The organism is Streptomyces sioyaensis (assembly GCF_004122735.1).
In the GTDB taxonomy this organism is placed as follows: Bacteria; Actinomycetota; Actinomycetes; order Streptomycetales; family Streptomycetaceae; genus Streptomyces; species Streptomyces sioyaensis.
In genome coordinates this window covers 1-22,538 of record NZ_SDIF01000039.1, presented here as the reverse complement: position 1 = coordinate 22,538, position 22,538 = coordinate 1, and the positions used below count along the sequence as shown (strand labels likewise).

19 protein-coding genes and 1 tRNA gene are annotated in these 22,538 nt (G+C 71.3%); 6 read left to right on the top strand and 14 right to left on the bottom strand.

All coding sequences use genetic code 11. The features are described from left to right. Positions 1-374 precede the first annotated feature (374 nt). The 3 genes from EST54_RS15940 to EST54_RS15930 are packed head-to-tail and all read left to right on the top strand — an operon-like array spanning position 375 to position 4,221. Entirely contained in the window at positions 375-1,040 is a 666-nt protein-coding gene (locus tag EST54_RS15940; RefSeq protein ID WP_129248287.1) for an isochorismatase family protein, read from the top strand. Next, positions 1,037-3,019 carry an anthranilate synthase family protein gene (locus EST54_RS15935; RefSeq protein ID WP_129248286.1) on the top strand — a complete coding sequence of 661 codons (1,983 nt, stop codon included), beginning with the start codon at positions 1,037-1,039 and terminating at the stop codon, positions 3,017-3,019. Before EST54_RS15940 ends, EST54_RS15935 begins: the two co-directional genes overlap by 4 nt. Continuing rightward, a complete protein-coding gene (locus EST54_RS15930) occupies positions 3,016-4,221 on the top strand; it encodes a 3-deoxy-7-phosphoheptulonate synthase (RefSeq protein ID WP_129248285.1) in 1,206 nt (401 codons plus the stop codon). Before EST54_RS15935 ends, EST54_RS15930 begins: the two co-directional genes overlap by 4 nt. A gap of 62 nt (positions 4,222-4,283) precedes the next feature. On the opposite strand, the gene EST54_RS15925 is transcribed toward EST54_RS15930, so the two are convergent. From EST54_RS15925 to EST54_RS15905, 5 genes are all read right to left on the bottom strand, one after another. After that, positions 4,284-6,797 carry a helix-turn-helix transcriptional regulator gene (locus EST54_RS15925; protein ID WP_129248284.1) on the bottom strand — a complete coding sequence of 838 codons (2,514 nt, stop codon included), beginning with the start codon at positions 6,795-6,797 and terminating at the stop codon, positions 4,284-4,286. Between the two features lie 22 nt (positions 6,798-6,819). Continuing rightward, entirely contained in the window at positions 6,820-7,647 is an 828-nt protein-coding gene (locus tag EST54_RS15920) for a PhzF family phenazine biosynthesis protein (protein ID WP_275416082.1), read from the bottom strand. A 151-nt stretch (positions 7,648-7,798) separates the two neighbouring features. Further along, positions 7,799-8,395: a phenazine biosynthesis FMN-dependent oxidase PhzG gene (gene phzG / locus EST54_RS15915; RefSeq protein WP_244942532.1), complete on the bottom strand. Its 597-nt coding sequence runs from the start codon at positions 8,393-8,395 to the stop codon at positions 7,799-7,801. A 17-nt stretch (positions 8,396-8,412) separates the two neighbouring features. After that, positions 8,413-8,745, bottom strand: a complete 333-nt coding sequence (locus tag EST54_RS15910; RefSeq protein WP_129248282.1) for a hypothetical protein — start codon at positions 8,743-8,745, stop codon at positions 8,413-8,415. 153 nt (positions 8,746-8,898) lie between these two features. Next, positions 8,899-9,387: a PhzA/PhzB family protein gene (locus EST54_RS15905; protein WP_129248281.1), complete on the bottom strand. Its 489-nt coding sequence runs from the start codon at positions 9,385-9,387 to the stop codon at positions 8,899-8,901. A 219-nt stretch (positions 9,388-9,606) separates the two neighbouring features. Here EST54_RS15905 and EST54_RS15900 point away from each other — a divergent pair, with 219 nt between their 5' ends. Beyond that, complete coding sequence (locus tag EST54_RS15900) at positions 9,607-11,499, top strand: AfsR/SARP family transcriptional regulator (protein WP_129248280.1); 1,893 nt, start codon at positions 9,607-9,609, stop codon at positions 11,497-11,499. Between the two features lie 42 nt (positions 11,500-11,541). Here the strand turns inward: EST54_RS15900 and EST54_RS15895 are convergent, their stop codons facing one another. The 4 genes from EST54_RS15895 to EST54_RS15880 form a co-directional block, all read right to left on the bottom strand. After that, a complete protein-coding gene (locus EST54_RS15895) occupies positions 11,542-12,564 on the bottom strand; it encodes a helix-turn-helix domain-containing protein (protein WP_129248279.1) in 1,023 nt (340 codons plus the stop codon). A 107-nt stretch (positions 12,565-12,671) separates the two neighbouring features. Further along, positions 12,672-13,766, bottom strand: coding sequence for a ParB/RepB/Spo0J family partition protein (locus EST54_RS15890; protein ID WP_244942531.1), 1,095 nt, complete (start codon positions 13,764-13,766; stop codon positions 12,672-12,674). Positions 13,767-13,982: 216 nt separating this feature from the next. Then, entirely contained in the window at positions 13,983-14,669 is a 687-nt protein-coding gene (locus tag EST54_RS15885; protein ID WP_244942530.1) for an HAD family hydrolase, read from the bottom strand. 55 nt (positions 14,670-14,724) lie between these two features. Then, entirely contained in the window at positions 14,725-15,894 is a 1,170-nt protein-coding gene (locus EST54_RS15880; RefSeq protein ID WP_129248277.1) for an acyl-CoA dehydrogenase family protein, read from the bottom strand. Between the two features lie 130 nt (positions 15,895-16,024). Here EST54_RS15880 and EST54_RS15875 point away from each other — a divergent pair, with 130 nt between their 5' ends. After that, positions 16,025-16,612, top strand: a complete 588-nt coding sequence (locus EST54_RS15875) for a TetR/AcrR family transcriptional regulator (RefSeq protein ID WP_129248276.1) — start codon at positions 16,025-16,027, stop codon at positions 16,610-16,612. 21 nt (positions 16,613-16,633) lie between these two features. Here the strand turns inward: EST54_RS15875 and EST54_RS15870 are convergent, their stop codons facing one another. Next, positions 16,634-17,569 (bottom strand): ScbA/BarX family gamma-butyrolactone biosynthesis protein, encoded by a 936-nt coding sequence (locus tag EST54_RS15870; RefSeq protein WP_275543269.1) that lies wholly within the window; start codon positions 17,567-17,569, stop codon positions 16,634-16,636. Between the two features lie 272 nt (positions 17,570-17,841). Between EST54_RS15870 and EST54_RS15865 the strand changes: the two genes are divergently transcribed. Continuing rightward, positions 17,842-18,504, top strand: coding sequence for a ScbR family autoregulator-binding transcription factor (locus EST54_RS15865; protein WP_244942529.1), 663 nt, complete (start codon positions 17,842-17,844; stop codon positions 18,502-18,504). Between the two features lie 156 nt (positions 18,505-18,660). Here EST54_RS15865 and aroC read toward each other — a convergent pair whose 3' ends face one another. From aroC to EST54_RS15845, 4 genes are all read right to left on the bottom strand, one after another. After that, positions 18,661-19,851 carry a chorismate synthase gene (gene aroC / locus EST54_RS15860; RefSeq protein ID WP_129248274.1) on the bottom strand — a complete coding sequence of 397 codons (1,191 nt, stop codon included), beginning with the start codon at positions 19,849-19,851 and terminating at the stop codon, positions 18,661-18,663. Positions 19,852-19,856: 5 nt separating this feature from the next. Beyond that, a complete protein-coding gene (locus EST54_RS15855) occupies positions 19,857-20,138 on the bottom strand; it encodes an acyl-CoA carboxylase epsilon subunit (protein WP_129248273.1) in 282 nt (93 codons plus the stop codon). Continuing rightward, a complete protein-coding gene (locus tag EST54_RS15850; protein ID WP_372448261.1) occupies positions 20,135-21,733 on the bottom strand; it encodes an acyl-CoA carboxylase subunit beta in 1,599 nt (532 codons plus the stop codon). Before EST54_RS15850 ends, EST54_RS15855 begins: the two co-directional genes overlap by 4 nt. Positions 21,734-22,277: 544 nt before the next feature. Continuing rightward, positions 22,278-22,350 (bottom strand) — tRNA-Ala (locus tag EST54_RS15845). Between the last annotated feature and the right edge of the window lie 188 nt (positions 22,351-22,538).

Genomic DNA, 22,538 nt, shown 5'->3' with positions numbered 1-22,538 from the left:
GTCGCGGGACTGGCTGCTCCACCAGAGCACGCGGGGGCCGGCCCGGGCGTGAGTAGCTACCACTCATCCACCCCACCGGTCGCTTCACGGCGAACCGGCCGACGGCTACCGGCACTTCGGCCTCCTCACCCGGAACGGCCGTCCTGATCTCCCTGTTCCTCGGCTCGCTGCTGCTCCGCCGGTCGCTGCCCATCACCGTGGAGACGCCCGCCACACCTGTCCGGTCCCGCCCCCGGTACCTGCCGGTTTTGAGTGACGGCCACTCACGAACTCCGGCCCTCCGGATGTTGTGCTCGTCGGTGCCGAGGGCGAGCCAACTCTCGCCGCCCCCACTTCAGGCCCGTGACACCAGGCCATTCGAAGGAGACGACTCCATGGCCGACGCCGCCATCCCCGTCATCCCCGCCTATGCCATGCCGACGGCCGACCGACTGCCGGAGAACACCGCCTCGTGGACGGTCGACCCGCGCCGTGCGCTGCTTCTCGTCCACGACATGCAGCACTACTTCTTGAGATTTTTCGCCGGCCGGTCCCCGGGAGCCGAACTGACGGCCAACGCGGCCGCCCTGCGCACAGCAGCGGCCGCAGCCGACGTACCGGTGGCCTACACCGCGCAGCCCGGCGACATGCGCCCCGAACAGCGCGGCCTGCTCAAGGACTTCTGGGGCCCGGGCATGAGAGCCACGGCCGCCGACCGGGACATCCCGGGGGCGCTCGCGCCGGCCGCCGAGGACACGGTCTTCGTCAAGTGGCGGCCCAGCGCATTCTTCCGCACCGGCCTGCTCGACCTGATGCGCGCGAAGGGCCGCGATCAACTGGTGCTGTGCGGGGTGTACGCACACGTCGGGCTGTTGCAGACCGCGTGCGAGGCCTTCGCCAACGACATCCAGCCGTTCCTCGTCGCCGACGCCGTCGCCGACTTCTCCGCCGAAGAGCACCGGATGGCGCTGGAGTACGCCGCGAAGCGCTGCGCCATGGTCGTGCCCACCGATGCCGTGCTGGACGCGCTGGCCCTCGAAACGACAGGAGCCCTGCGATGACCGGACATCCGTACCACTGCCTGCTGGACGAGTTGACCGGCTCGGCGCCCCCGGCCGCCTTCGCGCTGCTGCACCGCCCGGAGTCGGACGGCGGCCGGGTCGAGCTGCTCACCGGCGACCTGCGCGAGGCGGACGCCCTCGCAGAGGTACCGCTCCCGCCCGAAGGCGGCCGCAACCGCCACGAGGCACTGGTGCTGCTGCCGTACCGGCAGATCGCCGAGCGGGGCTTCGAGGCCCCCGACGACGGCACGCCACTGCTCGTCATGGACATCGCCCGGCAGGCCGCCGCACCCCTCGACGAGGTGCTCGACCGTCTCCCCGACGTCCCGGTCACCGCCCACGACATGGGTTTCGACTTGGACGACGACGCGTACGCGGACGCCGTGCGCCGGGTGACCGACGAGGAGATCGGCACCGGCGCAGGGGCAAACTTCGTGTTGAAGCGCACGTTCACCACACAGGTCGACGACTGGTCACCGCGCACTGCGCTGGCGCTCTTCGGCCGGCTGCTGCGCCACTCGGCGGGCGCGTACTGGACCTTCCTGGTCCATACCGGGGACCGCACTCTGATCGGCGCAAGCCCGGAGCGCCACATCACGATGGACTCCGGTACCGCGGTGATGAACCCGATCAGCGGCACCTATCGCTATCCGCCGTCCGGCCCCACGGCGGACGGGGTGCTGGAGTTCCTGGCCGACCGCAAGGAGGCCAATGAGCTGTACATGGTCGTCGACGAGGAACTGAAGATGATGAGCCGGGTGTGCGAGGGCGGGGGCAGGGTGGTCGGGCCCCGGCTGCGCGCGATGGACCGGCTCGCGCACACCGAGTACTTCGTCGAGGGCCGCTCCCACCTCGACGTACGGGAGATCCTCCACGAGACGCTGTTCGCGCCGACCGTCACCGGCAGCCCGCAGGAGAGCGCCTGCCGGGTGATCTCCAAGTACGAGCCCGATGGCCGGGGTTACTACGCCGGCGTGGCCGCGCTGGTGGGCCGTGACCCGGGCGGGAACCGGGTGCTGGACTCGGCCATCCTCATCCGTACAGCCGACGTCGACCGCTCCGGACGGCTGCGGCTGAGCGTCGGAGCGACGGTGGTGCGCGACTCGGACCCGTACGACGAGGCCGCCGAGACACGGGCCAAGGCCGCCGGGCTTCTCGGCGTGGTCCACGGCAGAACCGGCGCGGGCCGGGCCACCGGGCCGGGTGAGGTCTCCCCGGCCGCGGCGACGGCCCGCCGGCTGACCCTGGTGCCCGCGGTGAGCTCGGCACTGGCCGCCCGCAACGAGCCGCTGGCGCCGTTCTGGCGCACCGACCCCGAGCGGCGGTTGCGTGATTCCCCATTGGCGGGGCTGCGCGTGCTGTTCGTCGATGCGGAGGACACCTTCACCGCTATGGGCGCGGACCTGATGGGTGCGCTGGGGCTCGATGTCCGCATCCGCCGTTTCGACGAGGCATACGAGATCGACGGCAACGACCTCGTCGTGGTCGGCCCCGGACCGGGCGATCCCCGGGACTCCGGTCACCCGAAGATCGCGCATCTGCGGTCCCTCACCCGGGAGTTGCTGGCGCGCGGCACCCCGTTCCTGTCCGTGTGCCTGGGTCACCAGGCACTCAGCGGCGTCCTCGGCCTGGAACTGGAGCGCAAGGACGTGCCCCACCAGGGGGTGCAGCGCAGCATCGAACTGTTCGGGCAGCGCGAGGACGTCTACTTCTACAACACGTTCACCGCCGTGAGCGCGGCGGATGTCTTCCCCGGCCCGCCCGAACGGCCCGGCCCGGTCGAAGTCGCCAGGGACCCCGTCACCGGTGAGGTGTACGGGCTGCGCGGCGCGGGGTTCGCGTCCGTGCAGTTCCACCCGGAGTCGGTCATGTCACGCGACGGCGTGCGCATCTTCGAACGGCTGGTCAGCGGCGTCCTCCCGTACGGGCAGGCGTTTTTGGGATCTCCTTCTTCCACGAATCATGAGGTAGTCGCATGAGTACGCTCCTGGTCAGTTCGCCCACCGCCGCCCCAAAGGCTTTGCAGCAGCCGGCGTGGCCCGATGCCGCCGTGCTGGAAAGGGTCACGGAGCGACTCGGCGCCGGGCTGCCACTGGTGCTGGCCGCCGAGTGCGACACACTGCGGCGGCGGATGGCGGCCGTCGCACGCGGCGACGCGTTCGTGCTGCAGGGCGGCGACTGCGCCGAAACCTTCCGGGACCTGTCCCTCGATACCGTCTCGCGCAAAATGGACACCCTGTTCGCCACGGCGGACGAGCTGAGCGAAGCCATGTTCCTGCCCGTCGTGGTCGTGGCCCGACTGGCCGGCCAGTACGCCAAGCCGCGGTCCCAGCCCGTCGAAACCAAGGACGGGGTGACACTGCCGTCGTACCGCGGCGACGCGGTGAACGGCCTGGAGTTCACCGCCGAGGCACGCACCCCCGACCCGCACCGGATGCTCCAGATGTACGCGGCGTCGGGCGCGACGCTCAACGTGGTGCGTTCGCTGCTCGCCGAGGACGGCGGGCAGGCCGCGTGCCGGGAGCTGTTCGTCTCACACGAGGCGCTGCTGCTCGACTACGAGCGCCCGCTGGCCCGCACCGACGCCCGCACGGGTGAGACGTACTCCGGCTCCGGCCACCTGCTGTGGGCGGGAGAGCGGACCCGCAACGCGGACGACGCGCACATCGAGTTCCTGTCCCGCATCAGCAACCCCGTCGCCGTGAAGGTCGGGCCGAGGGCCACACCGCAGGAGTTGCTCGCCCTCGTGGACCGGCTCGATCCCGGCCGGGAGCCGGGCCGGTTGACCTTCATCGCGCGGATGGGCGCGGACCGGGTACGGGACGCGCTGCCGGACCTGGTGGAGACCGTCGCCGCGGCCGGGGCGCCGGTCGCCTGGGTGACGGACCCGATGCACGGCAACACCGTCAGCGCGCCGTCCGGGCACAAGACCCGTCACTTCGACACCGTTCTGGACGAGGTCACCGGCTTCTTCGAGGTACACCGGGCGCTCGGCACCCACCCCGGGGGCCTGCACCTGGAGATGACGGGCGAGGAGGTCACGGAGTGCGTCGGCGCCGGGGTGGGGCTCGGGGATGTGCCGCGTCGCTACGAGTCGGCCTGCGATCCGCGTCTCAACCGCAGCCAGACGCGGGAACTCGGCCGGCTGGTGGCCGAGTTGGCGACTCCGGTGGGCGTGTGAAGCGGGGCACCATGAAGGAGGGCCCCGGCCGGTCGCCGGCCGGGGCCCTCCCGCTGCCCTCCCTACAGGTGGTGTGCGAGGTCGCTGCGTGCGGTGACACCGAGCTTCCCGTAGACGCGGTGCAGATGGTTCTCGACGGTACGCACCGACACCACCAGCCGGTCCGCGATCTCCTGGTTGGACAGCCGGGAGACGGCCAGCGCGGCCACCTCACGCTCGCGGGTGGTCAGCCGGGCCGGGTCGGCGGCGGGCTCGGCCGCGGGGGTCGCCGCCCAGGACGGAAGCCGGCCGCCGAATCCGGCGAGGAGTTCGGCGCAGCGCACCCGTGCCCTGCGGCTCATGCGGCGGCGCCCCGCCACATGGTGGGCCCGGGCTGCTTGCGCGGCGGCCTCCGCTGCCAGCGGCAACACGCCGAGAGCGGCGAACCGGTCGGCGACGGCGTCGAGCGCGTCGCCGTCGCACCGGGCGAGGGAGCGCACATGAGCCGCCAACAGCGCGAGGTATCCGCGGCCCTCGGCCGGTGCCGCCAGGTCGGCGAGGCGTGCCGCGGCCGGTCCCGGGTCGCCGACACGGGCCGCCAGGTGCCAGGCGGTGACCGCCTGCTGGAGGCGTCCGGCGGCCGCCGCGCCGACGGCTACCCGCTGGGCGTGGCGTACCGCTCCGGAGCGGTCGCCGACGTGCGCGAGGACCAGGGCATGCTCCAGGGCTGTGCCGTCGGCGGCGAGCGGGTAGTGCACCGCCTGCCGCTGGACGGCACGGGCGTCGACGGCGGTGCGTACCGCCTCGGCGTGTTCCCCGGCCTCGGCCAGCGCGCCGGCGAGCTGCGCCGTCGTCCAGGAAGGGGTCGTGAACCAGTCGAAGGGGTCGGCCAGGGCGCACGCGCGGCGCAGGAGGGCCACGGCCTCGGCGTAACGCCCGGCGCTTCGGTAGGTACGCGCCCGCATGACGGCGGTCCTCGTCTCACCGCGGTGCCCGGTGTCGTACCGGCGGGTGCTGTCCAGCGCCGTGACAAGCTCGGCCGTCTCGCCGGTCTGGAAGGCGGCGCGAGCGGTGAGCAGCTGTGCGGCGAGCCGATTCTCCCCGTCCCAGCCGCCGAGTGCGGGGCGTACCTCCCGCAGCAGGGCGAGGGCCCCCGCGGCGTCGCCGCGCTCGATGCGGGCGAACGCCGCGAGTGGCACCAGGGCAGGTGCCGCAGGGGAGTCCGAGGAGCCGGCCGCCGCCACTTCGTCGGTACGGTCCCGCAGCAGCCGCAGCTCGGACTGCGCGCCGAGCAGCCCGGCCTCCTGTGGGCGGGCCACCACGGCCGCCGCCGCGAGGCCGGCGGCCTCCTCGACCCGGCGCAGTCCCCAGGCCATGTTCACCACCCGTTGCGCCGCGTACCTGTCAGCCCGCGCGAACTCCTCCTCCGCCTCGTCGTGGCGCCCCTGTCCGGCCAGCGCCCTGGCGAGCACCAGCCCGGTTCCGGTGGGGACCGGGTCATCGCCGACGGCCCGCGACCGGCGGCTGAGCCGTTCGGCGAGAACGAAGTCGCCACAGTCCAGGGCGGATCGAGCCGCGGCCGCCAACTGTGCGGGAGGCGGTTCATGGCCGGCGGCGAGCCGGAGAGAGACCATCCGGGAGCCGTCTTCGGCGCGGCGCCCGCCCGTGGCCTCGATGGCGTCGGCCAGCCGCAGCCGTAACCGGCGGGCCGTGAGTTCGGGAAGGTCCGCGGTCAGGACCGGCGCGAAGAGCGGGTGGGCGAGACGCAGCCGCAGCCGGCGGCCGGCCCGTTCGGCCACGACGATGCCGCGCCGGTTCAGGGACTCCGCGGCGCGGGCGAGTTCTTCGACGGGCGCCAGACCCGCCTCCAGGGGCTCGGCGAGAGCGATCATCCCGGCGAGTTCGGCCTCATCCGATTCGAGCCGGCCGAGGTGCAGCCGTACCACCTCGGCGAGCCGCGGATAGGGCTCGCGGGGGAGGCCGGGCCACTGCCAGGTCTCCCCCACCGGCCGCAGGGTGCCCGCTTCGAGGGCGGAGTCCACCAGTTCGCGCAGGAACCGCGCGTTGCCGAGGGTGAGTGACCACAGGCGCTCCAGTGCCGCCTGGGCAACATGGCCGCCGAGCCTCGCGTGCAGAATCCGGGCGACCGCCGAGCGGTCGAGCGCGTCGACGTCGACGCGCTCGACCAGCCGCTCCACCCAGAGCCGGGAGATCCCTTCCGGCATCGCGGCGCCCGCCGGGGCGGCCGCGACCAGGGCGGCCCGGCCTGCCCGCACCAGGCCGTAGAGGCGCTCCGCCGCGCCCGGGGCTGCGAGGTGTACGTCGTCGGCGCCGAGCACCAGCCGGCTGCCGCCGCCCCCGCCGGCTGCGGCCTCGTCGAAGTGCCGGTCGAGGTCCGCGTCGAGCGGGCCGTGCAGCCACGCGATGGCGTGCCCGGCCCGTTCTGCGCGTTCCAGGGCGGCGCGCAGCAGCCTGCTCTTACCGGCGCCCGGCCCTCCTGTCAGCAGCACGCCGCCCCGCTCCAACGCGGCGGCAGCGCATTCCAGTTCGCGCTCTCTGGCCGTCAGGGGCCATTCGGTTCCGCTGTCTTGCGGCATGACTGTGCCACTCCCCCGTCCCTCAAACCATGAGCCCGGCGCGGGCGACGATGACCGCCGAACCGCCCACCTCGATCGACTCGACGTGTTCGGCCTTGCCCGTGGCCGTGGCGAACATGGTGGAAAGGCGCCCCATTTCGACGCCCTGCTGGATTTCGATCTGCTCGTCGAACCTGATCAGGCCGTGCCGCGCCAGATGCAGCGCAAGGGGCCCGGCGGCCGATCCGGTGGCCGCGTCCTCCACCACCCCGTAAGCGGGCGAGAACATCCGGTTGCGCCAGTGGGTGCCGGAGCCGGCGAAGCAGTTCGCGGCCATGTCGGTGAACTTGGCGAGTGCCTTGTGGTCCGGTTCGAGAGCCGAGAGCGCCTCGATGCTCTCCAGTCCCACGTAGACGTGACGAGGGCCGTTGCGGTACGCCGTCACCGGCAGTGTGGAGGCGTCCAGGCCGAGCGCGGCCAGCAGCTCCTCGTCGTGCTCGTAGATCTCCCAGGTGGGTATGGGCTGTTTCATCCGGGCCGAAACGATCTTGCCGTCGTCGCCCCGGTCGAAGACGAACGGGATGACGCCCATCCCCGTTTCGAGCCGCAGCCGGTTTGCGCGGATGGACTCACCCAGGACGATGGCAGTACCCAGCATCGGATGACCCGCGAACGGCAGCTCGTTGACCGGGGTGAAGATGCGGATGCGGGCGTCGCCACCCTCCTGCGGAGGGAGCACGAACGTGGTCTCCGACAGGTTCATCTCCCGGGCGATGCGCTGCATGCGCGGGCCAGGTATGTCGGCCGCATCGAGGAAGACGGCCACCGGGTTGCCTTCGAGGCGCGTGCTCGTGAAGGCGTCTGCGACCATGTAGGCGTGCATCATCCGTCCATTCGCGCGGGCGCCGGAGCCATGTCCGTCACCTTTCTGTCGGGTGGTAATAGTGGGTCGAGCGCAGAATGGCGAGCCGAAGCGCCCGCTGGCGCGCGCGGGCCGAGCGGGCGGGCTTCGGACTCGCTCGTCAGGGCTGGAGCCGGCGTGTGGTCCAGCCGCCGTCGGTCCTGAGGTAGACCAGGCGAAGGTGCAGCCGGTCCTGGCGGGACTGCCAGAACTCCACCGATTCGGGGGCCAGCAGATAGCCGGCGAAGGGCGCCGGCCGGGGCAGCACCCCGAGCGCGGACAACCGGGCCGACTCGGCACGCAACGCCGCCTCGTCGTCGAGGATTTCGCTCTGCCGGGAGACGGTGGACATCGCGTGGGTCTGCACCGGGCGCGAGAACCACAGTTCGTCCGCCTCGGTGTCCGGCAGCCGTTCCACCGGTCCGGCAAGGACGATCTGCTGGCCGGTTTCGCGCCAGTAGAGCACCCCTGACGCCCAAGGCCGGGCGGCCAGTTCGCGGCCCTTGCGGCTGTTGTCGTGGCTGGTGAACACCAGCCCCCGGTCGGTGACGCTATTGATCTGGACGATGCGGCTGGAGGTGCGCCCGGCCACGTCGGCGGTGGCCAGTGCGAGGGCGCCGGGCTCTCGGACCCCGCGGTCGGGCGCCGCGTCGAACCATGTTCGGAAGAACTCGATCGGGTCGGCGGGAAGGTTCTGGAATTCGGACGAGTCGCTCACGTACGCCTCCACCGTGCTCATGCTTGAAGGGCGAGGCCCAGGCCGGCGAGGCGGGGCAGCGCATGGACGCCTTCGGCCACGGCCTCGATGTCGAACACCCAGCGGTGAGTGGGCGGGTAGCCGATGAGTTCGGCGGCGCTGCGCGGGTGCGGTGGGGCGGCCGCCTCGGCCGACTCCCAGATGAAGACGGCGCCCCAGCGGTCGTTCTCCTGGTCGGCGACCCAGTACTTGTGGATCAGCCCCGGCACGCGGTTCCAGGCTTCGACCGCCTCGTCGCGCAGGAAGTCCCGCAGGGACTCGATGGTCTGGTCGGATTCCTGCAAATCCCACCAGGCGACCATTGCCCTCATGGCGTATAAACCTTTCTACGGTAGCGGTGGGCGACGGGTGCCGCCCCGGTCGGCGTACGGCTCTCGTTCTCGGTCGGTGCCGCGCAGAAAACGTGTCGCGTACGCCACGTCCGCGCAGCCGGCCAGCTGGATCGGAGCGCAGCGCACCCAGACCTAGGTCGGAATTCCCTTCCGCTCGATCGCCGGTACATCGATGCCCAGCGCGCGGAGCTGGTTGAAGGGGTTCATGAATTCCCGGGCCTGCTTGATCTTCCCGTTCTCCAGCAGGAACGAGTGGATGAAGTGGTTCTCGTAGTAACCCTCGGGATAACCAGGGAAGAGAATTTTCCCCTTGCCGTCGCATTCAACCCAGAAGCGGTTGGGGTCCTGCGTCTCGTGAATCTCGATGTTGTACCAGACCCAGTCCGGAAAACACCGCAGCGACCAGACGGCGTGCTCGCCGAGCCGGTCCCGGCCGTGTATGGCTATCGGGCCGGGGGTGTCGGCGGTCCACAGGCCGCCGACACCGTCGTCGGTGAAGAGGTGGTGCCGTTCCAGGCGGTCCTGGCCCAGGGTGTGCATGTACTGCTCGACCACGGACCGGTTGGTGCGGCGGAGTTCGACGTCGGTTGCGGTGTCGCCCAGCTGTGCGGTGTCGGACACGGATGACCTCCGGCGGATGGGGGATGGATTCTGCCGCCGGCCACCATGGGCCCGGCGTCTATACCCGCGGGCACCGCGCCCATATTTCCTCTATACGGCCCTGGCAGTGTCCTGCCGTCGCAACTTCCTGACTCCGGGGTCCGCTGTTGCGCAGGGGACGTACGCCCAGAATGACGAGTGCAAGGATCCCACTGATCCTTCCTCAGTCCGGGGGGAGCCATGAAATTACAGCTGCTCGGAAATATCGGGGCGGTCAACGCGGACGGCAGTGTCATGCTCGCGGGGGCGAAAGTTCGGACTGCCCTCGCCGCACTGGTGCTGGCGCGCGGGTGGACCGTTCCCGACAGCACGCTGAGCTCGGCGCTTTGGGGCTGGAACCCGCCGGAGACAAAGACCGCGCAGCTCTATACCTATATGTCACGGCTGCGCGGACTCCTGGGTCCCGAGGTCGAGTTGGTGCGCCGCCAGTCCGGCTATCTGCTCCGTGCCGAGGACGCCGTCGTCGACGTGCTGGAATTCGAGCGGCTGGCCGCAGAGGGAGCCCGGGCGCTGCGCGACCGCCACTTCGAACGGGCAGGCCGACAGCTGGCGCTGTCCTTGCGGCTGTGGCAGGGACGTGCGCTGGCCGATGTCACGGAGCACTTCGCAAACGCCGAGCGACCGCGGCTCGAAGAGGCCAGGGCGGTCGCCCTGGAGGACCGCCTGGAGGCGGATCTGGCGATGGGCCGGCACCGGGAGCTGATCCCGGAACTCACCGGTCTGGTACACACCTTCCCGGTACGCGAGCGGCTGCGCGCCCAGTTGATGACGGCGCTGTACCGCTGTGACCGGCAAAGTGATGCGCTGGCGGTGTACCACCACGGACGGCAGCTGCTCGCCGACGAGCTGGGGGTCGACCCGGGCGCCACGCTGAGTGCCACGTACTACGCGGTGCTCAACAACGATCCGGCCCTGGCCGCCCCTGCACCGGGTGCGACGGAGGCCGTCCGTATCGACGCCCGGGGCGCACCGTCCGCGGCGGACGCGCCCGGTTCCGTACCGGCGATGCTCCCGCCGGAGGTCGGTGACTTCACCGGGCGGCAGCGGGAGGCGACCGAACTGCTGCGGCTGCTGCCGCCGGAGCACCCGGGCGGCGCGGTCGACGGGTCGACACGGCGGCCGAGGCGTTTCCTGCTCACCGGCATGGCGGGAATCGGGAAGTCCACGCTGGCCGTCCATGTGGCGCACACCGCGGCGCCGGCCTTCCCCGACGGCCACCTGTACGCCGATCTCACCGACGGGGACGGCTCGGCGAAGGATCCGCGCAGGGTGCTCGTGCCACTGCTGCGCGCGCTCGGCGACGACGCCCCCGGCAGCCTGGCCGACGCGGAGCTGACCGAACTCGTGCAGCGCTACCGCACGAGGACCGCGGGCCGCGCGCTGCTGGTGGTCCTCGACAACCTGGTGTCCGAGCTCCAGTTGGACGCGCTGCTGCCCGGCGGGAGCCGGTCCGCGGTGATCGTCACCAGCCGCACGCACCTGGCGGCCACCCCCGGCATCCACCCGGTGCTGCTGGAGCCATTGCGGCCCGGTGAGTCACTGGCCCTGCTGGAGGCGGTGGCCGGACCGGAGCGCCTGGTGCGGGAGCCGGATGCGGCCCGCGACGTGGTGACGTACTGCGCCGGGCTGCCGCTCGCGTTGCGGATAGCGGGCGCCCGGCTGGCCGCCCGCCCCCGTCTGCCGATGGCCTGGCTGGCCGACCGGCTCGCGGAACCCGCGGCGCGACTCGGGGAGTTGCGCTACGGCGGGCTGTCGGTGGCGGAGAGCATGGCGCGTTCGGCCCGACAGCTGGACGAGGAGTCCCTGGCGGTGCTGCGCGCGCTGCCGGGTCTCGGCGGGCGGCCCTTCACCACCCGGGAGGCGGCGGCGCTGCTGGGCCGGGGCCCGGCCGAGGCGGAACGGATGCTGGAGGCGCTGGCGGATTCCCGACTGCTGGAGCTGCCCGGCACGGACGAGCGGGGATGGCCTCTGTACCGGTGCCCGGAACTGGTGCGGCTGTTTGCCGATGCGCTGGGTGGAGGTGCCCCGGCCCCGGCCGGACCATCGGTCCGGCCGGCGAAGAGTGGCATGTGACGAACGTGAGCGCCGGCGGAGCGGGAACCGTTGCGGGCCCCGTCACCTCCTCGGCGCCACCACCGGGTGGGTACCCGGATCGAGCCAGCCGCGGGCGGCGGCGAGCGCGCCTGCCTGGAATCGGCTGCGGGCGGACAGCCGATTCATCAGCTCTGCGGTGATCCGGCGGCTGGTGCGCACGGAGATGCCGAGATTGCGGGCGACGACCTCGTCGGTGTGCCCCGCCACCAGCAGTTCCAGCACGGCCCGCTCCTGGCCGTTGGGGCGATCCCCGTCGGCCGGTGCCGGGGCGGTGTCCAGCGGCTCGGCCTGCTGCCACAGCTGCTCGAAGAGGGCGCGCAGGGCCGTGACCACACCGCCGCCGTCCATCACGAGGATGCCCTTGTCGGCGGCCTCGGGGTCGATGGGCACCACTGCGGTGCGGGTGTCATAGACAGCCATGTGCAACGGCAGTTGGGGCACACACCGCACATCGCCGCCGTTGTGCCGCAGCCACCGGGCGTGCGCCAGCCCGGCCCGGTCGTTTCCGAGGCTGGCGAGGCAGACGTACCGGGCCCGCAGGCCCCGGGCGAGCACCGCCTGGTCGAGCTGGCGGGAGGCCTCGGGCGGACCTCCGATCTGCGCGCCGCGCGGGGCGAACACGGCGATTTCCCGCTCACAGCTGTGGGCATGCCGTTCCAGCTGCGAGCGGATGGCATCCGTGCCGGTGAACTGCCGGACATAGGGCGTGCGGGGAGCCGGTGCGGCGTCGACCAGGTCGAGCAGCAATTTGCCGATCTCCATCCGTGCGTCGGCCACCGCCTTCTGGCGGGCGAGCACCTGCCGTTCCTGGCGCACGAGCAGGTTCTGCAGGCTCAGTTCCGGGTCGACCAGCCGCATCCGCCCGGGCTGTTCCGCAGAGGGGCGCACGAGCGACAGCCGGCTCAGCTCGTCCCAGGCGTCCTCCACCCGGTCGGGCGCCCAGCCCAGTGTCCCGGCCAGCTCCGACCTTCCCAGCTGCGGGGCCTTGAGCATGACGCCGTACACGGTTTCGGCGTCCGGCCCCAGACCCAGTTCGTCAAGCATCAATCCCCCGTTCGGTGCGGCAACACGGTTCTGCGTGCGCAAACTCGGATGTCCGGCCCTGTGGTGTGCGACTGCTGCAATGACGCGGTCGCACAGCGGAACCGGCCTCAGTCCTGCTTGCCGTCCAGGCTGTGTGCGAGGTCGAGCCAGGCGGCGGCGCAGTGACGGGCCAGTGCGGCCGCCATGGGGGTGCAATGGGACGGGACGCTCTCGGCGAGCTGCCGACGCCGCGCAGCCGGGACGGCGTGGGTGGCCATCAGCCGCAGCAGGTACCGGCCGTTCTCCGTGAGGCGCACCGAGGGGTCCCGGCTCAGCATCTGCAGCAGCTCGCCGCTGTCCTCAGACGTCGGCTGGGCGGCTCCGGTACGGGCCGTGGCGCGCGGCTCCGGCCGCCTGCCTTCCTGGTGTACGGCGGCCGCCCGGGATTCACGACACTCGCGCTGGCCCGGCGGAACGGGGTCCTCGCCGCGCAGCAGCCGGTTGCGTACGTCCCGGACCGTGCCCGGTGAGATGCCCACCGCCGCGGCGACCTCGCGCAGCGAGGCCGCCGGGTGCTCGGCGATGAACTCGCTCGCCTGCCGCCGGGCGGCCGCCGTGCTGAGCGGACGGACCCGCCCGTCCCGGCCGACCCGCGAGCCGGCCTGCGGCTGTGCCCCTTCGGTGCGCTGGCGGATGGCACACACGGTCCGGGCCGAGAGTCCGGCCGCCGCCGCGATGGCACGGTCCGACCACTGCGGGTGCGAGCGCAGGATGCGGGCGGCGGCCGCGGCACGGTCCGCGGTGGAGAGCGGCAGGCCGTGCTTGACGTTGAGTTCCACGGCGAGCACGAAGGCGTCCTGCTCGGACCCCTCGAAGAAGCGGACCGGCAGCCGCTCCCGGCCGAGCAGAACGGCGGCGCGCAGCCGGTGCATCCCGTCGACCACGCGCATCGTGCCGCGGTGCACGATGATCGGCGGGAGGGTCGCGTCGGATCCGGCGAGGGCTCGGACATGGCCCGCGTCCTCCCCGCCGAGCCGTGGCGAGGTGGCCGGCAGCAACGAAGCGATGGGGATCACGTCGACCGGCGAGAGCCGGCCGTACTGCGGCTCCTGTGCGCCCTCGGAGTCCATGTGCAGGCTCACGGAGTCCGCCGGGGCGAACGGCATGCGGACCGCGCCGCCGATGCCGGTGCTGATGTCGGTGCTGATGTCGGCGATGCTCACCGGACCGCCCCCTCTAACACTGGGTCATGGAACAGGCCGGAGCACAGTTCCGAACGGACGCAGGACCCTGCCCCGCGCGCGGTCCGACAGGCCGTTGCCACGTATGCCTCCTGCATGGTGCGTCTGCCCCTCTCATACGGACCGCGTGCGCGGTCCCCCGCGCCCTGCGGCCGGGGCGGCCGTCCGGAGCTGCGGCACTCTCCCCTTCTCCACAGCTTAATACCTTCGCGAAGGAATTTTATGCCCCAAGCGAGGCGCCCGTGGTAGCCAGGCCGCCAGTTCCGCGTCGTCGCCCACGACCACGGGGTGACCGACCTCGGTCAGCATCGGCAGATCGGAGACGTGATCGCCGTAGGCGAAGCAGTCCTCGGGGTCCACGCCCGGGTAACAGCCCAGCAACTCCCTTACGAGACGGCGCTTCCCTTCGGCGATGACGGGCCCGCCGACCAGTTCGCCGGTGAACACCCCGTCCCGCGCCTCCGGCCGCGCGCACAGCAGGTGGTCCGCCCCGACCACAGCCGCGATGGGGGCGAGCACGGCCGGGAACGAGCCGGAGACAAGGGCGATGACGGCGCCACGGGTACGGTGAGCGCGCAGCGCGGCCCGGGTGTCCGGCCGGAAGAAGTCCGGATCGCGCGAGCGCTGCGCATACCAGCGCAGCCCCGACGCGGCGACCGCGGCGACCCGCTCACCCGCCCAGCCCCGGTAGAAGCTTCGATTCGCCTCCTCGCGCGATGCCCCTGCCGCCTGCTGTGCGCCCAGCGCGTCCACGACGGCACTGCTGTGGCGCGCCCCGCTGACGCCGTAGCGTTCGGTGAAATAGAACCGGAGGAAGTCGAGCAGGCTCTTGCAGCCGATCAGCGTCTCGTCCACATCGCAGAACGCCAGTAACGAAGGGTGCACCCTGCCCGCAGCCCCGGTCCCGGCCGTCACCAACCCCCTCGCGGTCACGCCCGGATCACCGTCCCTGCGCCAGCACCGCGGCCGTCGCACGGCCGTACGCCTCCGCCGCCGACCCCAGCCGAAGCGCCGCATGACCGGTGGCGGTGTGCACGTCGCGCCAGGCGCGCTGGAGTTCCCCCTCGGCGCAACCGCCGTGCGAGCCTCCGGTCCTGAACAGCCGCTCGACGGCGGTGACCACCAGCTCCGCGGCAACGGCGGCGTCCCGCCGGCCATGCGCGACGCCGCCCTCGGCTCTCGGCTCACGGTCCGCGCGGCGTGCCACCTCCCGCAGCAGCAGTGCCGCGGCGTCCAGTTCGGCCGAGGAACGGGCCAGCGCCTCCCACACGGGGACGGCGAAGTCGGCGGCACCCTTGGCGGCCTTGCCCACGACCAGGTCGCTCCAGACCCGCAGCGCGCGCCGGGCCGCGCCCAGCGCCGGAGCCATCATCAGTACCCCGCCCACCAGTTGGGCCGGCGCCGCGTAGCAGCCGGCCCGGCCGAGCCGCGCGTCGCCGTTCATCATCCGGCCCATCTCGAAGGAGCGCCGCTCCGGGACGAAGACCGACCGGAGGACGACCTCGTGGCTGCCGGTGCCACGCAACCCCACGCTGTTCCAGGAGTCCACGATCCGTAACTCCTCGCGCGGCACGGCGAGGACCAGCACCTGCCCGCCCGCCTCGCGCAGCTCCGGTACGGCGACCAGCAGCCAGTCGGCGTGGTCCACTCCGCTGGCGAAACGCCAGTTGCCCTGCACGCGCCAGCCGCCGGGCACCGGCTCCGCGCTGCCCGCGGGCGGCACGACCGCGGCCGAGATGCGCACATCGGGGGACTCTTCCCACAGGTCCCGCTGTCCCTCCTCGGGCAGGAACGCGGCGAACCTGCCGTGGCCCGCCCACAGCACCCCGCACCAGGCCGCGGACGCGCAGCCCTCCGCCACCTCGACGGCCGCATCGAACAGTTCGGTAAAAGCGCCCTCACCGCCGCCCCAGCGCCGGGGCACGAAGTGCCGGGCGAACCCGGCCTCCGTCAGTGCTTGCGCGGTAAGCACGTCGATGCGCCGCTCCCGCTCGGCGGCCGCACCGGCGCGGGAGGCCACGTCGGCGGCACGGGCCGCGGATATCACTCCGGGGGACTCGGGAAGGGCACGGGAAACACCGGGGGCAAGGGGGTGGGTGAGCTCGGTCATCGCTTGAACTCCTGTGGAGGTTGAGGTTGGTTTATGTCTTTCATCACGCGAAGGCCTGTCCACTTCAACGCAAAGAAAATTCCTGCGTGAAGGTATCTTTAGAAGGGCGGGCCAGAGAAGGGGAGAGCGGATGGCCGGGAAGCAAGCACGGTCCTTGCAGACATACGAGCGGGTACTGGACGCAGCGGCCGTCGAGTTCGCCCAGCAGGGATACCCCAACACCAACCTGCAGCGGGTCGCCGAGCGCACCGGCCTCACCAAAGGGGCCCTGTACGGCCACTTCTCATCGAAGGAGGAACTCGCCGCGGCCCTGGTGGAGCGGCTGGACGAAGCGGTACGGACACTGGCCGACACCGCGGACGGCTCCCAGGCCCCGGCACTGGAAAAGCTCCGCTCCCTGACATTCTCCCTGGCCGACCGGCTCAACACGGACATCCGCGTCACCGCTGCGCTGCGCCTGGTGCTGGACAACGCAAGGGCCGGAGCGGAGCCGCCGGCGGTGCTCTCCCAGCTACGGGAGCACGCGGTGCGCCTGGTGGGCGACGCTCAGCGCGAGCAGGACATCAGCCCGGAGCTCCCCCCGGGAACGGTCGCCGATCTGCTGCTCGCCGTACTCCTCGGCGCGCACTGCACGGCGCCCGTCGCGGGCTGGAAGGAACTGCCGGGCCGGGTACGTGAGATGTGGGACATCCTGGCCCCCGCCCTGTGCAACCACTGAGAACGGTCAGGGGTTCACGGATCAGGGCGCCGACTCGGCCCACACCATCGTCGAGGAGGCGATGACCCGGCCGCACTGCACCGCGTCCACCCTCAGCCGACGCGTCCCTGCCGTTCGGCGGTCTTCGCGGACGGCCAGGGACACCGGCAGGTCCAGCTCGGCAAAAAGGTGACATGTGACGGCACATGAGCCAAGGATGTACGGTGCCGCGGACGCCCGGCCCGAATCCCCTGACAGGCCGTCATTGGCGAGCAGATGGCCCAGCTGACGGAACCCCTCCATGGCGACCATGAGCGGCAGATGGTCGCTGGGGTGGTCGAAGAGGATTGCGTGATCCGTGTCGATCCGCATCCGCCACTCGCCGCCCGGCTCCACCCGCTCCAGCACGCAGTCCTTGCCGCGGAGCCTGCCGACAGCCTCTGCGGACACGCTCGTCGCGGAGGCTTCGCCGCCGCCCGCCGATGCCGTGGCGGCCCGGTCCCCCGGCACGGAGTTGCGGGCTCGCAGGAGGCAGTAGGTGCGCTCGTCCACGGCGACGAAACGGAGACCGCCATGGCCGCAGACCTCGCCGTCAACCGTCAACACGGCCTCCATGCGCAGGCCGTGACGGCGCGGGGGTCTGTGACCCACTGTGGCGCACCGCGCCTGGAGCACCACGGAATGCGGTTCCCCGGCCACCTGCAGCACGGAGGCGTCCGTGATCTGGAAGTCAAGGTCATACGCCACGAACCGGTGGCCGAGCGGTACGTCGTAGTACTCGTGCGCGAGATAGACCAGCGCCTGCCGAATGGTTTCGGCGAAGAGCAGCGGATCGGTGCGGCCGGACCGGTCAGGGTGGTAGAGGGAGTGGTCCCGAGGCCACTGGGCGGCCACCAGGAAGGCGTCGTCCCCGACCTCGACCGCGTCGGTGAGGAAGACCTCGGTCATGGCTGCACGGTGCACGAGGGTGCGCGGCACAGGCTGGAGGAACTCAAGAGATCGCGCGGTGCCGACGGACGAGCCGCCGCCGGGTTCCCCTTCCGTCACTTCGGTTGCTGCTGATCCAGCCACACTTAAACCCTTGAGCACGTATTCCCCCGTAGCCTCGTGGTGAACGCTGTGTGGATCGTTGCTGTGCCGGTCGGTCCGACCGGCAGAAAATATACCTTCGAGAAGGAATATTGCAATGGCCCTTCCCGCACCGGACGATGTAGGCAGCACGCGAGAACTGCGTCAAGTAGAGGAGCACTGTGAAAGCCGCAGACAAGCCACTGGGCCGGTCCTCGGCCGGGGGCAGCAAGCCGCGGGAGCTCAAGCAGGAGCGAGCTGTCCGCACCCGGGAACAAGTCCTCAGCGCTGCCGCGACGGCGTTCGCGAAGCGGGGGTTTCCCGCTGTGACGATCCTCGATGTCGCCGAGCTGACCGGGATGACGAAAGGCGCCGTCTACTTCCACTACGCGAACAAGGAAGCTTTGGCGATCGCCGTCGCCGAGGAGTTCTACCAGCGGCTTCCGCTGATCTTCGAGGACGTCCGGAAAGCCGGACTGCCGCCGGTGAAAGCCGTCGCCGAGCTGCTGCACCGTACGGCTGTCGCCTTCCGCGACGACACGATCATCCAGGCGGGGGCGCGCCTGCAGATCGAGTCGTCACTCATCGACGCAACCCTGCCGCGGCCCTTCGACGGCTACACCGACTCCATCACCGAGTTGCTCCACGAAGCCAAGGAAGCCGGGGAGCTGCCCGCCTCCTGCAAACCCGAGGTGCTGGGACGGGTCCTGGGCGCGGCCTTCTTCGGGGTGCAGCACATCTCGTGGCGGCTCAACAACCGCGCAGACCTGGCCGAGCGCGTGGAGGAGATCATCGAGGCCGTCCTTCCCCAGACCACGCAGGGACCGGCACGCAAGGCAAGCTGACGAACTCCACGACGGATCACGGCGGCGCCGCCACGGTGACCACTACCCTCGGGCGCCCTGCGCGGGGCCGCAGCCACAAGTAGCGACCGCCGTGAGCCACATCGTGCACGGATGACGGCGACACCCCCGTCACTTCATGCCATGACCGCGGCCCGCTCATCGGATCCGGAGGTGGTCGAGGTACGACTGCACGTTGCGACGGGTCTCCGGCACGCTGTCACCGCCGAACTTCTCCGCCACCGCATCCGCGAGGACCAGCGCGACCATCGCCTCCGCCACGATTCCGGCAGCCGGCACAGCACACACGTCCGAACGCTGGTGATGCGCAGTGGCCGCCTCCCCCGTCGCCACATCGACCGTGGCCAACGCGCGCGGCACCGTCGCGATCGGCTTCATCGCCGCACGTGCCCGCAACACCTCACCCGTCGTCAGGCCGCCCTCCATGCCACCGGAGCGACCCGATGCGCGTCTGACGCCGTCGCGGGTCGCCCGGATCTCGTCATGGGCCCGGGAACCGGGCACCCGGGCCAGGTCGAACCCGTCCCCGATCTCCACGCCCTTGATCGCCTGGATGCTCATCAGGGCCGCCGCAAGCCGCGCGTCCAAGCGGCGGTCCCAGTGCACATGGGAGCCGAGGCCGACCGGCACGCCATGGGCCAGCACCTCGACCACACCGCCCAGCGTGTCGCCGTCCTGGCGGGCCCGGTCGATCTCCGCGATCATCGCCCTGCCCGCGTCCGGGTCCAGGCAGCGCACCGGATCCGCGTCCAGCCTCGGCACATCGGCCGGGGCCGGGTAGACCCCCTGCGGCACCTTCACCGACGCCAGCTCCACCACGTGCGAGACGACCTCGATCCCAGCCGTCTCCTTCAGATACGCCCGGGCGACCGCGCCCAGTGCCACACGGGCCGCGGTCTCCCGCGCGGAAGCCCGCTCCAGCACCGGACGCGCCTCGGCGAACCCGTACTTCTGCATCCCCGCCAGGTCGGCGTGGCCCGGCCGGGGCCGGGTCAGCGGCGCATTGCGCGCGAGTGGGACCAGCTCCGCCGGATCCACGGGATCCGGCGACATGATCCGCTCCCACTTCGGCCACTCGGAGTTCCCCACCATCACCACGACCGGAGACCCCAGTGTCCGGCCGTGCCGCACCCCGCCGAGGATGGTCACCTCATCGCGTTCGAACGTCATACGTGCGCCACGCCCATGGCCCAGCCGCCGCCTGGCCAGGTCGTCCGCCATCGCCTCCGTGGTGATCGGAACACCGGCGGGGAGCCCCTCCAGCGTCGCCACCAGTGCGGGTCCGTGGGATTCCCCCGCGGTCAACCAGCGCAGTCTGCTGCCACCCATGCCGTTCACGCCGCCGTCCGCCATCCTGGCCACGGGCCCGCGGCCCACGACGTGGCCGTTGCCGCCCCATACGCGGGAGTCGGGGGGTGCCAGGGAGCCCCGTGCCGCGCGCCGTTCACGTTCGTGTGCACCGTCCCGTTCTGCGCCCCCGCGCGCAGGGACAGCATCGTGCCGAGCACCACCGCCAGCGCCGCCACCTCCTCCGCGGTGGGGTCCCCCCTGACGATCCGCCAGGAACCGGCCGCCAGCAGTTCTCGTACGGGTGCCTCCTCGGCCCGCGCGCTCACTGGGGCTGGTTCCCGTGCTTGCGGCTCGGCAGGGAGGCGTGCTTCCCGCGCAGCATGGCGAGCACGCCGATCAGCACCGACCGGGTCTCTGCGGGATCGATCACGTCGTCGACCAGGCCGCGTTCGGCGGCGTAGTAGGGATGCATCAGTTCACGCCGGTACTCCTCGATGCGGAGGCTGCGGGTGGCCTCCGGGTCCGGAGAGGCGGCGATCTCACGCCGGAAGACGATGTTGGCTGCGCCTTCGGCACCCATCACGGCGATCTCGTTGGTCGGCCAAGCCAGTGCCACATCCGTGCCGATCGACCGCGAGTCCATCACGATGTACGCGCCTCCGTAAGCCTTGCGCAGGACCAGGGAGACCCGGGGCACGGTGGCGTTGCAGTACGCGTACAGCAGCTTTGCTCCGTGCCGGATCACACCGTTGTGCTCCTGATCGACACCCGGCAGGAAGCCCGGCACGTCGATGAGGGTGACCAGCGGGATGTTGAAGGCGTCGCAGAACTGGACGAAGCGCGCGGCCTTCTCGGAGGCGTGGATGTCCAGCACCCCGGCCATGGCCAGCGGCTGGTTGGCCACGATCCCGACCACCTGGCCGGCAAGCCGGGTCAGCGCGCACAGGATGTTGGGCGCCCACGCCTCGTGGACCTCGAAGAGCTCTCCGCCATCGGCGATCTCCTCGATGACCCGGCGCATGTCGTACGCCTGGTGGGGATCGGCGGGCACCAGGTCGAGCAGGGCATCGGTGCGCCGCTCCGGCGAGTCGCCGACCGGTACGACGGGCGGCCGCTCACGGTTGTTGGCGGGCAGGTACGACAGCAGATGCCGTACGTCCTCCAGAGCGCTCTTCTCGTCGTCATACGCGAACCCCGCCACACCGGAGCGGCCCGCGTGCACATCGGCCCCGCCCAGGCCGTCCTGGGTGATCCGCTCACCGGTGACCGTCTGGACCACGTCGGGCCCGGTCAGAAACATCTGAGAGGTGCCGCGCACCATGAACACGAAGTCGGTCAGCGCCGGACTGTAGGCGGCACCGCCCGCGCACGGACCCATGATCACGCTGATCTGCGGGATCACCCCGGAATTGCGGACATTGCGCTGGAAGATGCCGCCGTACCCGGCCAGCGCTGTGACCCCCTCCTGGATCCGGGCGCCGGCCCCGTCGCACAGCCCCACGATCGGAGCGCCGGCCTTTTCCGCCAGGTCCATCACTTTGTGGATCTTCTGGGCATGCGCTTCACCCAGGGCCCCACCGAAGATGCGGAAGTCATGGGCGTACGCGAAGACCTCGCGGCCCCAGATCCGGCCCCAGCCGGTGACTACGCCGTCCGTGTGCGGCCTGTTGTCCTCCAGGCCGAAGCCGGTGGCCCGATGCCTGCGGAACGCTTCGGTCTCCGTGAACGCGCCCTTGTCGAAGAGGAGTTCCAGCCGTTCGCGCGCCGTCAGCTTTCCCTTCAGCTTCTGCGCCTCGGTGGCCTTGGCGCTCGGTCCGGCCAGCACACGTTCGCGCACCGCCGTCAGTTCGGCCGCCTTGGCACGCAGTCCGGGTCGCTGCTCCGGAGGCGCGAGTACATGCGGCCCGGCGGACCGGCACAGCAGGTCTTCCTCGACAATGCTCACCCATGCCCCTTCCGGAAGCGGTCGGGCCGAGCAACCACGACCTTCGTACGACGGACGTCCCTCATCGTGAGTGCCCGTCATTGCAGGGACCTTGCAAAGTTCTGCACCCAAGGGCGCAGCAGGCGCAGAAAGGCTGCTGCGCCCGCCCTCACACCCGCAGGCGCTCCGCGCCGGAGACGAGCGCCAACCGGCACCACAGGGGCGGCGGCCGCAGCCGTGCCGCCCACCCCGCCGCACGGCCCACAGTCCAACTGCCCGCCGAGGAATGGCTCAGCCTTCCACCACCTGAAGAACTGCCGGCCGTCTGCGGCAAGTCCGACATCACGGCCAGCCCTGGCTCCCTGGGACTGGCCGTTGTGCTCACAAGACCGCATGACAGCAAATCAGGGCCCGCACAGCCGCGATCCGCTGCCATCCACCACCCCGAACAGACCCCGGAAACGACAAAGATCCCGCACGATCACCATGATCGGCGGGATCTCGTCAACCACTCCTGAGCCAACTCAAGAACGGTCCGCTGTGGACCTGAGGGGATTCGAACCCCTGACCCCCTCGTTGCGAACGAGGTGCGCTACCAGCTGCGCCACAGGCCCTTGCGACGAGTGAAACTCTAGCATCTCGGTCGCGGTGCTCGGAAATCGCTTCCGGTGCTGGTCAGCGAAGGGCCGTCACTCGTTCGCCGCGCGCGGGCGGTCCTCGTCCTCGTACTGGTCGAAGAGCGGGGTGCGGCCGCGGGTGCGGCGGCCGCACCCCGCTCTTCGACCAGTACGAGGACGAGGAC